Consider the following 17,001-nt stretch of genomic DNA (forward strand, 5'->3'; position numbering starts at 1 on the left):
GTGGCGGGGCGGACGGATCAGGCGTTGGATGATCTGGTCGGGTTCTTCGTCAACACGCTGGTGCTGCGTACAGACGTGTCGGGCGACCCGACGTTCGAGGATGTGCTCGAGCGGGTCCGGGAGACCAGCTTGTCGGCGCTTGAGCATCAGGACGTGCCGTTCGAGCAACTGGTGGAGGCGTTGGCTCCGGAGCGGTCGATGTCCCGGCATCCGCTGTTCCAGGTCATGCTCACAGTGCAGAACAACGAAGCTCCCAGTCTTGACCTTGGCGGTGTGCAGGCCGGGGCGGTTGCGGCCGGGCTGACGACGTCGCGCTTCGACCTGCATCTGAGCGCGAGTGAGGCCCTGGTCGACGGTCGACCGGGTGGTCTGCGGGGTTCGTTGACCGGGTCGGCCGATCTTTTCGACCAGCAGAGCGTTGAGGCGCTGGCTCAGAGGTATGCGCAGGTGCTGTCAGCGGTGGCGGGCGATGCGCGGCTTCGGGCGAGCGAGATCGATGTGCTGGTGGGCGATGAGCGGCAGCGGGTGTTGGAGGGGTGGAACGACACGGGTGTGGTGGATGCGCGGGCTGTTGTGCCGGAGTTGTTTGCGGCGCAGGTGGTGCGGACTCCGGGTGCGGTGGCGGTGGTGGATGCGCGGGAGGAGGTGTCGTATGCGGAGTTGGATGAGCGGGCGTCGCGGTTGGCGGGGGTGTTGGTGGCGCGTGGGGTGGGGCCTGAGTGTGTGGTGGGGGTGATGTTGGAGCCTTCGGTGGATGTGGTGGTGGCGTTGTTGGCGGTGTGGAAGGCGGGTGGGGCTTATCTGCCGGTGGATCCGTCGTATCCGAGTGAGCGGATCGCGTTCATGCTGGCTGACTGCCGGCCGGTGTGTGTGCTGACGCGTGTGGACTTGGTCGAGGCGCTTCCGCAGGGTATGGCCGTTCGTGTGGTGTGTGTCGATGACCCGCTTGTGGTCGACGAGTTGGTGGATTCGGTGGTGGCGAACGTGGTGCCTGGGCCGGAGCAGTCGGCGTATGTGATGTATACGTCGGGGTCGACGGGGGTGCCGAAGGGTGTGGTGGTGTCGCATGGGGCGTTGGGGGGTTATGTGGGGTGGTGTGTGGGGGCGTATGGGGGTGTGGGGGAGAGCAGTGTGTTGCATGCGCCGGTGTCGTTCGATCTGGGTGTGACGGGGTTGTATCCGGTTCTGGTCAGTGGTGGGTGTGTGTTTGTGGGGGCGTTGGATGAGGGGTTGGCGGGTGTGTTGCGGGGGCGGAGGCCAGCGTTTGTGAAGGTGACGCCGAGTCATCTGCCGTTGTTGGAGGAGCTGGGTGAGGAGTGTGTGCCGTCGCGGTTGTTGATGGTGGGTGGGGAGGCTTTGGGGTGGGAGTTGGTGGGGCGGTGGCGGGAGCGGTATCCGGATGTGGCGGTGGTGAATCACTATGGGCCGACGGAGGGGACGGTTGGGAGTGCGCATTATCGGGTGGGTGCGGTGGAGCGGGGTGGGGGTGTGGTTCCGATCGGTCGGTCGTTCGCGACGACGCGGACGTATGTGGTGGACCGGTGGTTGCGGCCGGTGCCGCCGGGTGTGGTGGGGGAGTTGTATGTGGCGGGGGTGCAGTTGGCTCGTGGTTACCACGGTCGGCCGGGGTTGACGGCGGAGCGGTTTGTGGCGTGTCCGTTCGGTGTGGCGGGTGAGCGGATGTACCGGACGGGGGATCTGGCCCGCTGGACGGCCGGCGGGCAGTTGGTGTTCGTGGGCCGGGCGGATGATCAGGTGAAGGTGCGGGGTTTCCGGATCGAGCTGGGTGAGGTCGAGGCGGTGTTGGCGGCGCATCCTGGTGTGGTTCGTGCGGTGGTGGTCGTGCGTGAGGACGCGCCCGGTGACCGGCGGCTGGTGGCCTACGTCGTTGCCGATGGTGGGGTGGCGGAGGACTTGCGGGCGTTCGCGGGTGAGCGGTTGCCGGAGTACATGGTGCCGTCGGCGGTGGTGGTGCTGGGTGAGCTGCCGTTGTCGGTGAACGGGAAGGTGGACCGGGCGGCGTTGCCCGCGCCGGAGTACGGCTCGGCCGGCGGTGGTCGGGGTCCGGTCACGGTGTCGGAGGAGATCGTGTGTCAGGCCTTTGCCGATGTGCTGGGCCTGGAGGACGTTGGGGTGGAGGACAACTTCTTCGAGTTGGGTGGGCATTCGCTGCTGGCCGTGTCGTTGGTTCAGCGGTTGCGGGAACGTGGGCTTGCGGTGTCGGTGCGGGCGTTGTTCGAATCACCGACACCGGAGTCTTTGGCGGCTGCCGGCGGGGGTGGCGGTGCTGTGGAGGTGCCGCCGAACGGCATTCCCGATGGTGCGGATGTGATCACACCGGAGATGCTGCCGCTGGTCGATCTGTCTCTGGAGCAGATCGCGTCGGTGTGCGCGACGGTCGACGGCGGGGCGGCGAACGTGGCCGATGTCTATCCGCTGGCCCCGTTGCAGGAGGGCATCTTCTTCCACCACCTGCTCACCCAGCCGGGTGACGCTGATGTCTACCTGGGGCCGACGGTGGTGGCGTTTGATCACCGTGAGCGGTTGGACGCGTTTGTGGCGGCATTGCAGCGGGTGGTGGACCGGCATGACATCTACCGCACCGGGGTGGTGTGGGAAGGGCTGCCGGAGCCGGTGCAGGTGGTGTGGCGCCGGGCTGTGGTGCCGGTGATCGAGGTGGTCCTGCCTGCGGAGGGGGATCCGGCGGCGGAGCTGTTGACGGCCGCTGGGCGGTGGATGGATGTCCGGCGGGCACCGTTGCTGCGCGTGCATGTGGCGGCGGAACCGGGAAGCGACCGCTGGCTGGCCTTGGTGCAGGTGCATCACTTGCTTCAGGACCACGCCGGGCTCGAGGTGGTGTTGGGTGAGGTCGCGGCGTTCATGGCGGGACGTGGTGACGAGCTGCCTGCGCCGCTGCCGTTCCGGGACTTCGTGGCACAGGCCCGACTGGGAGTGTCCCGCCAGGAGCACGAGGAGTACTTCGCGTCGCTCCTGAGCGACGTGACGGAGCCGACGCTGCCGTTCGGCCTGGCCGACGCCCATGGGGACGGCACTGGTGTGCAGCGGGCGCGGGTGACCTTGGAAGAGAGCCTGGCCGTACGGGTGCGGGAGCAGGCGCGTGGGCTGGGAGTGAGCCCGGCGACGCTGTTCCACGTGGCCTGGGCACGGGTCCTGGCGGGTCTGTCCGGCCGCAGTGACGTGGTGTTCGGCACGGTACTGCTCGGCCGGATGAACGCCGGGCGAGGAGCGGAATGGAGCCCCGGCCCGTTCATGAACACCCTCCCGGTTCGGCTCGATACCGCCGCACATGACGTGGCCGGTGCGATCACCGCCATGCAGTCCCAACTGGCCCACTTGATGGTGCACGAGCACGCTCCCTTGGCCCTCGCGCAGAAGGCCAGCGGTACGCCGGCGTCTGCTCCGCTGTTCACCTCCATCTTTAATTACCGACGCGGCCAGCGGACGGCCACTCGGTCGGCCGACGGCCTGGCCGATGCGGAACTGGTCTACGACACGGAGCTCACCAACTACCCGCTGGCCCTGTCGGTGGATGACGTGAGGACCGGCTTCGGGATAACGGCGGATGCGCTGGCCCCGGGAGACCCGGAGTTGGTGTGCGGAATGCTGACTAGGACGATAGAGAACCTCGTCGGGGAGCTGGAAGGCGACCCCCGGACCGCGCTGCGCGAGATCGAGGTGCTGCCACAGTCCACTCATGAGTTGGTGGTGGAGGGGTGGAATGAGACGGGGGTGGCGGTTGCGGATGTGTCGTGGCCGGTGTTGTTCGGGGAGCAGGTGGCGCGGACTCCGGGTGCGGTGGCGGTGATCGCTGAGGACGAGGAGGTGACGTATGCGGAGTTGGATGAGCGTGCGTCGCGGTTGGCGGGGGTGTTGGTGGGGCGTGGGGTGGGTGCGGAGTTGGTGGTTGCGGTGGTGTTGGAGCGGTCGGTTGATCTGGTGGTGGCGTTGTTGGCGGTGTGGAAGGCGGGGGGTGCGTATGTGCCGGTGGATCCGTCGTATCCGGGTGAGCGGATCGCGTTTATGTTCGGGGATGCGGTCCCGGTGTGTGTGGTGACGAGTGAGGGTCTGGTGGGGGCGCTTCCGGGGGGTTTGGATGTGCCGGTGGTGTGTGTGGATGATCCGGGTGTGTTCGAGGGTGCGGGTGGTGTGGTGTTGGGGGTGCCGGGGGCTGGGGATGCGGCGTATGTGATGTATACGTCGGGGTCGTTGGGGGTTCCGAAGGGTGTGGTGGTGTGTCAGCGGGATGTGGTGGGGTTGGTGGTGGATGGGTGTTGGGGTGATGTGGGTCGGGTGTTGGGGTATGCGTCGTATGCGTTTGATGCGTCGGTGTTTGAGTTGTGGGTGACGTTGGCTGGTGGTGGGGTGGTGGTGTTGGCTCCGTCGGGTGAGGTGGATGGTGGGGTGGTGCGGTCGTTGGTGGGTGTGCATGGGGTGGGTCGTGTGCATGTGACGGCGGGGTTGTTGCGGGTGTTGGCGGAGGAGGATCCGGGGTGTTTTGTGGGTGTGGAGGAGGTGTTGACGGGGGGTGATGTGGTGTCGTCGTCTGCGGTGGCGGCGGTGTTGCGGGCGTGTCCGGGTGTGCGGGTGCGGCATTTGTATGGGCCGACGGAGATTACGTTGTGTGCCACGCAGTATGTGGTGGAGGACGAGGGTGGGGTTTGTGGGGTGTTGCCGATCGGGCGGCCGATGGACAACACGCGGGTTTATGTGCTGGACCGGTGGTTGCGGCCGGTGCCGCCGGGGGTGGCTGGGGAGTTGTATGTGGCGGGGGCCGGGTTGGCGCGTGGCTATCACGGTCGTGCGGTGTTGACGGCGGAGCGGTTTGTGGCGTGTCCGTTCGGTGGCGCGGGTGAGCGGATGTATCGGACGGGGGATTTGGCTCGTTGGACGGCTGATGGTGAGTTGGTGTTCGTCGGCCGGGTGGATGATCAGGTGAAGATTCGGGGGTTCCGGGTCGAGCCTGCTGAGGTTGAGGCGGTGGTGGCTGCTCATCCGCAGGTGGGTCAGGCGGTGGTGTCCGTGCGTGAGGACGTGCCGGGTGACAAGCGTCTGGTGGCCTATGTCGTGCTGGACGGTGATGGTGGAGGGGCTGGTGACCTGCGGGCGTTTGCTGGTGAGCGGTTGCCGGAGTACATGGTGCCGTCGGCGGTGGTGGTGCTGGATGAGCTGCCGTTGTCGGTGAACGGGAAGGTGGACCGGGCGGCCTTGCCCGCGCCGGAGTACGCGACGTCCGGTGGTGGCCGGGGCCCCGCCACCGTGTCGGAAGAAGTCGTGTGTCAGGCGTTCGCCGAGGTGCTGGGCCTGGAGCGGGTGGGGATCGAGGACAACTTCTTCGAGCTGGGTGGGCATTCGCTGCTGGCCGTGTCGCTGGTGCAGCGGTTGCGTGACCGTGGGCTCGAGGTATCGGTGCGGGCGTTGTTCGAGTCGCCCACGCCGGCGGCGCTGGCTGTTGCCGCAGTCGTCGCGGACGTGGAGGTGCCGCCGAACCGTATCCCTGTGGGTGCGGAGGTGATCACGCCGGAGATGCTGCCGCTGGCCGATCTGTCCCCGGAGCAGATCGCGTCGGTGTGCGCGGTGGTGGACGGCGGGGCGGGGAACGTGGCGGACGTGTATCCGCTGGCGCCGCTTCAGGAGGGCATCTTCTTCCATCACCTCCTTGCCGAGCCGGGCGAGGCGGATGTGTATCTCGTGCCGATGACGCTGGGCTTCGACAGTCGTGAGCGGCTGGACGGGTTTGTGTCGGCGCTGCAACGGGTGGTGGACCGGCATGACATCTACCGCACGGGGGTGGTGTGGGAAGGGCTTCCGGAGCCGGTGCAGGTGGTGTGGCGCCGGGCTGTGGTGCCGGTGATCGAGGTGGTCCTGCCTGCTGAGGGGGATCCGGCGGCGGAGCTGTTGGCGATGGCTGGGCGGTGGATGGATGTGCGGCGGGCTCCGTTGTTGCGGGTGCATGTGGCGGCGGACCTGGGCAGCGAGCGTTGGCTTGCTCTGGTGCAGGTGCATCACCTGCTTCAGGATCACACGGCTCTGGATGTGGTGATGGGCGAGGTCACAGCTTTGATGGCAGGGCGTGGTGATGAGCTGCCTGTCCCGTTGCCGTTCCGGGAGTTCGTGGCTCAGGCCCGCCTGGGTGTCTCGCGTGAGGAACACGAGGAGTACTTCGCGGGGTTGCTGGGCGATGTGACGGAGCCGACGCTACCGTTCGGCCTGGCCGACGCCCGTGGTGATGGCACTGGTGTGCAGCGGGCGCGGGTGACCTTGGATGAGGGCCTGGCCGTACGGGTGCGGGAGCAGGCGCGTGGGCTGGGGGTCAGCCCGGCGACGTTGTTCCACGTGGCCTGGGCACGGGTGCTGGCGAGTGTGTCCGGCCGCAGCGATGTGGTGTTCGGGACGGTACTGCTCGGCCGGATGAGCGCCGGGCGGGGAGCGGAGCGGGTACCCGGGCCGTTCATGAACACGTTGCCGGTACGGGTAGATGTCGCGGGCGTGGATGCTGCCAGTGCGGTGCAGGCGATGCAATCGCAGCTGGCCCGCCTGATGGTGCACGAGCACGCACCCCTGTCACTCGCGCAGAAGGCCAGCAGCGTCCCCCAGCCTGCTCCCCTGTTCACAGCTCTCTTCAACTATCGCCACAGTGATCGCACGCGTACGTCGACAAGCCGGAATGGTGAACCGACTGGTGTAAGGGTTCTCTCCGGTGAGGACTTGACGAACTATCCGGTGACGGTGTCGGTCGACGATCTGGGGTCGGGTTTCGGGCTGACGGCGGATGTGGTGGCTCCTGCGGATGCGGGGCTGGTGTGTGGGTTGGTGGAGGTGGCGGTCGAGGGTCTGGTGGAGGCGTTGGAAGGGCCGGTGCGGATGCCTTTGCCGCAGGTCGGGGTGTTGCCCGGTGAGGTTCGCGAGCGGCTGCTCGACGGGTGGAACGACACGGCGCGGGCGGTGCCCGGGGTGACGTTGCCGGAGTTGTTCGCGGAGCAGGTGACGCGGACGCCGGATGCGGTGGCGGTGGTTTCGGGCGATAAGGAAGTCACGTATGCCGAGTTGGATGATCGGGCGTCGGGGTTGGCGGGTGTGCTGGCGGAGCGTGGTGTGGGGGCCGAGTCCGTCGTGGCGGTGGTACTGGAGCGGTCGGTTGATCTGGTGGTGGCGCTGCTGGCGGTACTGAAGACGGGTTCGGCATACCTTCCTGTCGATCCTGAGTATCCGGCCGACCGGGTCGGGTTCATGCTTCGGGACGCGCAGCCGGCCTGTGTGGTGACGGTGCGTGACGTGGCTGAGGGTCTGCCCGCGGACGTACCGGTGGTGTGCCTGGACGACCCGGCCATGTCCGAGCATGCGCGGGCATTCCCCGCGTCGTGTTCTCCGGATGGTGCGGCGTATGTGATGTACACGTCGGGGTCGACGGGTGTGCCGAAGGGTGTGGTGGTGCCGCACGCGGGGATCGTGAACCGGTTGTTGTGGATGCAGGACCGGTTCGGTCTGGGTGCGGATGATGCGGTGCTGCAGAAGACGTCGGTGAGTTTCGACGTGTCGGTGTGGGAGTTGTTCTGGCCGTTGGTGTCGGGTGCGCGGCTGGTGCTGGCCCGGCCGGGCGGCCAGGGCGACCCGGCGTACCTGTCGGACGTGATCCGTACGGAGGGCGTTACGACGGTGCATTTCGTGCCGTCGATGCTGGAGGCGTTCGTGGAGGGCGGTGACCCGGCTGCGTGGGAGTCGTTGCGGCGGGTGGTGTGCTCGGGTGAGGCACTGCCGGGCCTGCTGGCCCAGCGCTTCACTCAGGTGTGCGGTGCGGAGCTGCACAACCTGTACGGGCCGACGGAGACGTCGGTGGACTCCACCGCGTGGCGGTATGCGGGCGGATCGGACTCGGTACCGATTGGTGCACCGATCTGGAACACACAGGTCTACGTCCTGGACGGATCCTTGCGCCCCTGCCCGCCCGGCGTGGTGGGCGAGCTGTTCATCGCCGGCGCCGGCTTGGCCCGCGGCTACCACCGCCGCCCGGCCCTGACGGCGGAACGCTTCGTTGCCTGTCCCTTTGCCGCGTCGGGTGAGCGGATGTACCGCACGGGGGACCTCGTCCGCTGGACCGGCGACGGACAGCTCGACTTCGTGGGCCGTGCGGACGACCAGGTGAAGATCCGCGGCTTCCGGATCGAACCCGGCGAGATCGAGGCCGTCCTGACCGAGCACCCGCACGTCACGCAGGCCGTGGTTGTTACGCGCCCCCAGGCCGCTGGTGGCCAACACCTCGTCGCCTACGTCATCCCGAGCGGCGACTCTCACGGAGCGCAGGCTGAGCTGCGCACCGAACTACGTATGTTCGTGAGCCGACGGTTGCCGGAGTACATGGTCCCGTCAGCCGTGGTGGTACTCAGCGAGCTGCCACTGACGGCGAACGGAAAACTTGACCGGTCAGCCTTGCCGGCGCCCGCTCTCCAGTCCGCGCACGCCGGTCGCGAACCCTCCACAGAGAGGGAGCGCATCGTCTGCGAGGTCTTCGCCGACGTATTCGGACTGGAACGCGTCGGTGTCGACGACAGCTTCTTCGACCTGGGGGGACACTCACTGCTGGCCGTCCGGCTGGTGTCCGAGGTCCAGCAGCGCCTCGGGATCGAGGTAGGAGTACGCGCCCTCTTCGAGGCGCCGACGCCGGCAGCCCTGACGGCACGGTTGGGAACCGAGCGCAAACCCGACCGACCGGCACTGCGTCCCATGCGTAGGGAAGGTGAAGGCCGATGATCCCCCTGTCGTTCGCGCAGCGGCGGCTGTGGTTCCTGGCACAGCTGGAAGGGCCGAGCCCGATCTACAACTTGCCGGTGGTGTTGCGGCTGCACGGTGACTTGGACGTTGAGGCGCTGCGGTTGGCACTCGGTGATGTCGTGGTCCGGCACGAGGTGCTGCGTACCGTACTTCCCGCCCGTGACGGTGAGCCCTTCCAGCGCGTGCTGGCGCCTGCCGAGGTTGGGGAGGTGCTGCGGGTCACGCACGCGGCCGAGGAACAGGTCGCGTCGCTGGTGGCGGCCGAGACCGGATACGGACTCGACCTGACTACCGAGATTCCCTTGCGGGCCCTGCTCATTGCAGCCAAACCGGACGTGCATGTGCTGGTGGTGGTGCTTCACCACGTGGCGGGGGACGGCTGGTCGATGAGGCCGTTGGCCCGTGACATCTCCCAGGCGTATGCGGCGCGCTGCGAAGGGCGTGAGCCGGGGTGGGAGCCGCTGCCGGTGCAGTACGCGGACTACACGCTGTGGCAGCGGGAGCTGCTGGGTGGCGAGGAAGATCCGGAGAGCGTCCTGGCCCGGCAGGTTGCGTACTGGCGCGAGGAGCTGGCGGGTGCCCCGCGGGAACTGGCACTGCCGGTGGATCACCCACGTCCGACAACGCCGTCGCACCGTGGCCACACGGTGGCGATCGACATATCGTCCGACGTGCATGCCGAATTGGCCGCACTGGCCCGTGAGCAGGGTGTCACGTTGTTCATGGTGGTTCAGGCGGCGTTGGCGGTGCTGCTGTCCCGGTTGGGCGCGGGTGAAGACATTCCGGTGGGTACGGCGGTGGCGGGACGGACTGATCCCGCACTACGCGACCTGGTGGGATTCTTCGTCAACACCCTTGTGCTACGCACTGATGTGTCGGGAAATCCGACGTTCGCCAGTCTGTTGGGGCGCGTGCGCGAGACCAACCTGGCCGCCCTTGAACATCAGGACGTGCCGTTCGAACGGCTCGTGGAGCTGGTGGCCCCGGACCGCTCACTGTCTCGCCACCCGCTGTTTCAAGTGATGCTCAGTGTTCAGCATCAGAGCCAGACGACCCTCCAGCTGGCGGGCCTGCGAGCGGAAGGGGTACTTGGCGCTGAGGCCACGGGCGGACTGCCCTCCCGCTTCGACCTTGAGGTGACGTTGGGTGAGGTTTCTGATGGTGTTGGTCGTGGGGTGGGGTTGCGGGGGGCGGTGATCGGGTCTGCGGATCTGTTCGATGTGGGGACTGTTGAGTTGGTTGCTGAGCGGTTGGTGCGGGTGTTGTCGGTGGTGGCGGCGGATCCGTTGGTGCGGGTGAGTCAGGTTGAGGTGTTGTCGGAGGGTGAGTTGCGTCGGGTGGTGGAGGGGTGGAATGAGACGGGGGTGGCGGTTGCGGATGTGTCGTGGCCGGTGTTGTTCGGGGAGCAGGTGGCGCGGACGCCGGGTGCGTTGGCGGTGATCGCTGAGGACGAGGAGGTGACGTATGCGGAGTTGGATGAGCGTGCGTCGCGGTTGGCGGGGGTGTTGGTGGGGCGTGGGGTGGGTGCGGAGTTGGTGGTTGCGGTGGTGTTGGAGCGGTCGGTTGATCTGGTGGTGGCGTTGTTGGCGGTGTGGAAGGCGGGGGGTGCGTATGTGCCGGTGGATCCGTCGTATCCGGGTGAGCGGATCGCGTTTATGTTCGGGGATGCGGTCCCGGTGTGTGTGGTGACGAGTGAGGGTCTGGTGGGGGCGCTTCCGGGGGGTTTGGATGTGCCGGTGGTGTGTGTGGATGATCCGGGTGTGTTCGAGGGTGCGGGTGGTGTGGTGTTGGGGGTGCCGGGGCCGGATGTGGCGGCGTATGTGATGTATACGTCGGGGTCGTTGGGGGTTCCGAAGGGTGTGGTGGTGTGTCAGCGGGATGTGGTGGGGTTGGTGGTGGATGGGTGTTGGGGTGATGTGGGTCGGGTGTTGGGGTATGCGCCGTATGCGTTTGATGCGTCGGTGTTTGAGTTGTGGGTGACGTTGGCTGGTGGTGGGGTGGTGGTGTTGGCTCCGTCGGGTGAGGTGGATGGTGGGGTGGTGCGGTCGTTGGTGGGTGTGCATGGGGTGGGTCGTGTGCATGTGACGGCGGGGTTGTTGCGGGTGTTGGCGGAGGAGGATCCGGGGTGTTTTGTGGGTGTGGAGGAGGTGTTGACGGGGGGTGATGTGGTGTCGTCGTCTGCGGTGGCGGCGGTGTTGCGGGCGTGTCCGGGTGTGCGGGTGCGGCATTTGTATGGGCCGACGGAGATTACGTTGTGTGCTACGCAGTATGTGGTGGAGGACGAGGGTGGGGTTTGTGGGGTGTTGCCGATCGGGCGGCCGATGGACAACACGCGGGTTTATGTGCTGGACCGGTGGTTGCGGCCGGTGCCGCCGGGTGTGGCTGGGGAGTTGTATGTGGCGGGCGTGGGTTTGGCCCGCGGTTACCACAGTCGCACGGTGTTGACGGCGGAGCGGTTTGTGGCGTGTCCGTTCGGTGTGCCGGGTGAGCGGATGTATCGGACGGGGGATCTGGCTCGTTGGACGGCTGATGGTGAGTTGGTGTTCGTCGGCCGGGTGGATGATCAGGTGAAGATCCGGGGGTTCCGGGTCGAGCCTGCTGAGGTTGAGGCGGTGGTGGCCGCTCATCCGCAGGTGGGTCAGGCGGTGGTGTCCGTGCGTGAGGACGTGCCGGGTGACAAGCGTCTGGTGGCCTATGTCGTGCTGGACGGTGATGGTGGAGGGGCTGGTGACCTGCGGGCGTTTGCTGGTGAGCGGTTGCCGGAGTACATGGTGCCGTCGGCGGTGGTGGTGCTGGATGAGCTGCCGTTGTCGGTGAACGGGAAGGTGGACCGGGCAGCCTTGCCCGCGCCGGAGTACGCGACGTCCGGTGGTGGCCGGGGCCCCGCCACCGTGTCGGAAGAAGTCGTGTGTCAGGCGTTCGCCGAGGTGCTGGGCCTGGACCAGGTCGGCGCCGAGGACAACTTCTTCGAACTGGGTGGGCATTCGCTGCTGGCCGTGTCGCTGGTGCAGCGGTTGCGTGACCGTGGGCTCGAGGTATCGGTGCGGGCGTTGTTCGAGTCGCCCACGCCGGCGGGGCTGGCCGCGGCCGGTGGGAGTGCCGGTGTGGTTGAGGTGCCGCCGAACGGCATTCCTGAGGGTGCGGAGGTGATCACGCCGGAGATGCTGCCGCTGGTCGATCTGTCTCCGGAGCAGATCGCGTCGGTGTGCGCGACGGTGAACGGCGGTGCGGCGAATGTGGCGGATGTGTATCCGCTGGCGCCGTTGCAGGAGGGCATCTTCTTCCACCATCTCCTTGCCGAGCCGGGCGGGGCGGATGTGTATCTCGTGCCGATGACGCTGGGCTTCGACAGTCGTGAGCGGCTGGACGGGTTTGTGTCGGCGTTGCAGCAGGTGGTGGACCGGCACGACATCTACCGCACCTCGGTGGTGTCGGAAGGCCTGCCCGAGCCGGTGCAGGTGGTGTGGCGCCACGCGGTGATACCGGTGACCGAGGTGGCCCTGCCTGTGGACGGGGATCCTGCGGGTGAGCTGTTGGCGATGGCCGGGCGGTGGATGGATGTGCGGCGGGCGCCGTTGTTGCGGGTGCATGTGGCGGCGGACCCGGGCAGTGAGCGTTGGCTTGCTCTGGTCCAGGTGCATCACTTGCTTCAGGACCACGCCGGGCTCGAGGTGGTGTTGGGTGAGGTCGGGGCGTTCATGGCGGGTCGTGGTGATGAGCTGCCTGCGCCGCTGCCGTTCCGGGACTTCGTGGCACAGGCCCGCCTGGGTGTCTCGCGCGAGGAGCACGAGGAGTACTTCGCCTCGCTGTTGGGCGACATGACGGAGCCGACGCTGCCGTTCGGCCTGGCCGACGCCCGTGGTGACGGTACTGGTGTCCGGCGGACTCGTGTGATGGTGGATGACGGTCTGGCGGAGCGGGTGCGGGAGCAGGCGCGTGGGCTGGGAGTGAGCCCGGCGACGTTGTTCCACGTGGCCTGGGCACGGGTGCTGGCGGGTCTGTCCGGCCGCAGCGATGTGGTGTTCGGGACGATACTGCTGGGCCGGATGAACGCGGGTGCGGACTCCGAGAGGATACCCGGGCCGTTCATGAACACCTTGCCGGTACGGGTGGACGTGGCGGATGTGGATGCTGCTGGTGCGGTCAAGGCGATGCAGTCGCAGCTGGCCCGCCTGATGGTGCACGAGCACGCACCTCTGTCACTCGCGCAGAAGGCCAGCAGCGTGCCACCGACTGCTCCCCTGTTCACGGCTCTCTTCAACTACCGCAGGAGTCGTAGGCCCGGCGTTCGCCCGACCGATGGCGGTCAACGCGGTCCGGCCGGCGTGGAAATGATGCACAACCAGGAGCTCACGAATTATCCGCTGGCTGTGGCTGTGGACGACAACGGAACGAGCTTCGCTCTGACCGCGGATGTGGTTGCGCCGGGGGATTCAGACGTGGTTTGTGCGTCGTTGCGCACCGCGCTCGAGGGCTTGGTCACCGCGCTCGAGGACGCACCGGGCAGCCAGATGCTCGGAGTTCAGATTCTGCCGAGCACCCGACGCGAGCAGATGGTGAACGGTTGGAACGACACCGCTACCGAGACCGCGGACGTGACAGCGCTCCAGCTGGTCGAGGAGTGGGTGACGCGAACCCCCGAAGCGCCGGCCGTTGTGTACGGCGACGAGCAGATCACGTATGTGGAGCTGGACGAACGGGCGACCAGAGTCGCGCGGGAGCTCGTCGACCGGGGCGTCGGCACGGAAACCGTCGTCGCGGTGATGCTGGAACGGTCCATCACCATGATGGTGGCGCTGCTGGCGGTCTGGAAGGCCGGCGCGGCCTATATGCCCGTCGATCCCAGCCACCCCGGTGAGCGGCTGGCGTTCATGCTGGCTGATACCCGTCCGGAGTGCGTGCTGACCACCAGGGATCAGATCGAGGTTCTCCCGGAGGGAACCGGAGTCCAGGTGCTGGCTGTCGACGAGCCGGGGTTGCTTTTCGGCGGCTCGGGCAGCGACGGGCTCATGTGGGAGCGCCCGGTGCCGAACGGCGGAAGTGCGGCGTATGTGATGTATACGTCGGGGTCGACGGGGGTGCCGAAGGGCGTGGTGGTGTCGCATGGGGCGTTGGCGAATCATATGGGGTGGATGCAGCGGGAGTTTGGTCTGGGGTCGCGGGATCGGGTGTTGCATAAGACGCCGTTTGGGTTTGATGCGTCGGTGTGGGAGTTGTGGTGGCCGTTGATGGCTGGTGCGGTGTTGGTGGTTGCTGTGCCGGGGGGACATCGGGATCCGGGGTATTTGGCGCGGTTGATTGAGCGTGAGCGGGTGACGGTCGCGCAGTTTGTTCCGTCGTTGTTGGATGCGTTTCTGTCTGAGCCTTTGGCGGTGGGGTGCGGGAGTCTGCGGTTGGTGTTCGCCGGTGGTGAGGTGTTGTCGGCGGATGTGTATGAGCGGGCGGTGGGTGTGTTGGGGGTGGCGCCGTGCAACTTGTATGGGTTGACGGAGGCCACGGTGGATACGACGTTTTGGCGGTCGGGGGCTGAGAAGGACGGGGTGGGTGTTCCGATCGGGCGTCCTGTCGACAACACGCGTGTGTATGTGCTTGACCGGTGGCTGGGTCCGGTGCCGCCGGGTGTGGTGGGTGAGTTGTATGTGGCGGGGGTGGGGTTGGCACGCGGTTATCAGGGTCGGTCTGGGTTGACGGCGGAGCGGTTTGTGGCGTGTCCGTTCGGTGTGCCGGGTGAGCGGATGTACCGGACGGGGGATCTGGCCCGTTGGACGGCTGATGGTGAGTTGGTGTTCGTCGGCCGGGTGGATGATCAGGTGAAGGTCCGGGGTTTCCGGGTCGAGCCCGCCGAGATCGAGGCGGCACTCACCGCCCACCCCGAGATCGGTCGGGCGTTGGCCGTCGTTCGTGAGGATGCTTCCGGCGACAAGCGGCTGGTCGCCTACGTGGTGCCGGACGGCAGGAACGACGACGGTGCTGAGGCCGAGGCACTTCGAGCGTTTGCTGCCGAGCGGTTGCCGGAGTACATGGTGCCGTCGGCGGTGGTGGTGCTGGATGAGCTGCCGTTGACGGTGAACGGGAAGGTGGACCGGGCGGCGTTGCCGGCACCGGAGTATGCGACCTCCGGCGGAGGTCGGGGTCCTGCCACCGTGGCCGAGGAAATCGTGTGTCAGGCGTTCGCCGAGGTGCTGGGCCTGGAGCGGGTCGGTGCCGAGGACAACTTCTTCGAGCTGGGCGGCCATTCGCTGTTGGCCGTGTCGTTGGTACAGCGGCTGCGCGAGAGAGGGGTGAGTGTCTCCGTACGGGTCCTGTTCGAGTCGCCCACTCCGGAGGCATTGGCGGTAGCGGGGGGCGGTACCGAGGTGGAGGTGCCGCCGAATGGCATTCCCGAAGACGCGGAGGCGATTACGGCGGAGATGTTGCCGCTGGTCGATCTGTCTCCGGAGCAGATCGCGTCGGTGTGCGCGGCGGTGGACGGCGGTGCGGGGAACGTGGCGGATGTGTATCCGCTGGCGCCGTTGCAGGAGGGCATCTTCTTCCATCATCTCCTCGCCGAGTCCGGTCAGGCGGATGTGTATCTGGTGCCGACGGTGATGGCGTTCCAAAGCCGGGAGCGGTTGGACGGGTTTGTGTCGGCGTTGCAGCGGGTGGTGGACCGGCATGACATCTACCGCACGGGGGTGGTGTGGGAAGGGCTGCCGGAGCCGGTGCAGGTGGTGTGGCGCCGGGCCGTGGTACCGGTGACCGAGGTGGTCCTGCCTGCGGACAGCGCTGACCCTGCGGCGGAGCTGCTGGCTGTAGCAGGCGAGTGGATGGATCTGCGACGGGCGCCGTTGTTGCGGGTGCATATGGCGGCGGAGCCGGGCGGCGACCGGTGGCTCGCTGCTGTTCAGGTGCATCACCTGCTCCAGGACCACACGGCTCTGGATGTGGTGCTGGCCGAGGTCGGGGCGTTCATGGCGGGACGTGGTGATGAGCTGCCTGCGCCGCTGCCGTTCCGGGACTTCGTGGCTCAGGCCCGCCTTGGTGTCTCGCGCGAGGAGCATGAAGAGTACTTCGCGGGGTTGCTGGGTGATGTGACGGAGCCGACGCTGCCGTTCGGTCTGTCCGATGCCCATGGAGACGGCACAGGTGTGCAGCGGGCGCGGGTGACCTTGGATGAGGGCCTGGCCGTACGGGTGCGGGAGCAGGCGCGAGGGCTGGGAGTGAGCCCGGCGACGTTGTTCCACGTGGCCTGGGCTCGGGTGCTGGCGAGTGTGTCGGGGCGTACGGATGTGGTGTTCGGGACGGTACTGCTCGGCCGGATGAGCGCGGGGCGGGGAGCGGAGCGGGTACCCGGGCCGTTCATGAACACGTTGCCGGTCCGTATGGACGTCGGGAGCATGGACGCTGCCAGTGCGGTGCAGGCGATGCAATCGCAGTTGGCCGGTCTGCTGCTGCACGAGCACGCTCCTTTGTCACTCGCGCAGAAGGCCAGCAGCGTTCCTCCGCCTGCTCCCCTGTTCACCGCTTTGTTCAACTACCGCCACAGTGACCGCCCTCGCCAGGACGGTGGGCAGAGTGGTCGGCGTGGAGTACAGCTTCTGTTCAGCCAGGATCTGACGAACTACCCGGTGACGGTGTCGGTCGACGATTTCGGGGCGGGGTTCGGCCTGAGCGCTGATGCCGTCGCACCGGCTGATCCGGAACTGTTGTGCGGGTTGGTGGAGGCGGCGGTCGAGGGCCTGGTGGAGGCGTTGGAGGAGCCGGCCGGGACGCCGTTGCGGGAGGTCGGAATGCTGCCTGATGTAGTGCGTGAGCGGGTGGTGGAGGGGTGGAACGACACACGGGCGACTGTCGCGGATGGGTCGTGGCCCGCGTTGTTCGGGGAACAGGTGGCGCGGACTCCGGATGCGGTGGCGGTGATCGCTGAGGACGAGGAGGTCACGTACGCGGAGTTGGATGAGCGGGCGTCGCGGTTGGCTGGTGTGCTGGTGGCACGTGGAGTCGGTGCGGAGTCGGTGGTGGGGGTGATGCTGGAGAGGTCGGTTGGCCTCGTGGTGGCCCTGCTGGCGGTGTGGAAGGCAGGGGGTGCCTACCTGCCCATGGATCCGGAGCATCCGGCCGACCGGATCACGTTCATGCTCGGAGATGTTCGGCCTCTGTGTGTGATCACCAGGCGTGCTTTGGCGAATGAGTTGCCGGACGGGCTGGCAGTGGTGGTGGACGACGCGGGGGTGG

2 protein-coding genes (both cut by a window edge) are annotated in these 17,001 nt (G+C 67.2%); both read left to right on the top strand.

What is annotated here, in order from left to right; genetic code table 11:
- Positions 1-8,766: the final stretch of a non-ribosomal peptide synthase/polyketide synthase gene (locus AC5L3C_RS33805; protein ID WP_493652913.1), read on the top strand. It extends 26,562 nt beyond the left edge of the window; 8,766 of the gene's 35,328 nt are visible here — the last part of the coding sequence; the start codon falls outside the window, past its left edge; it ends in the stop codon at positions 8,764-8,766.
- A protein-coding gene (locus AC5L3C_RS33810) for a non-ribosomal peptide synthetase (RefSeq protein ID WP_493652914.1) crosses the window boundary here: on the top strand, positions 8,763-17,001 show its 5' portion. The gene runs 7,904 nt beyond the window's last position; 8,239 of the gene's 16,143 nt are visible here — the first part of the coding sequence; the start codon lies at positions 8,763-8,765; its stop codon lies beyond the right edge, outside the window. The genes AC5L3C_RS33805 and AC5L3C_RS33810 overlap by 4 nt, the downstream gene beginning before the upstream one ends.

The organism is Streptomyces speibonae (assembly GCF_984686075.1).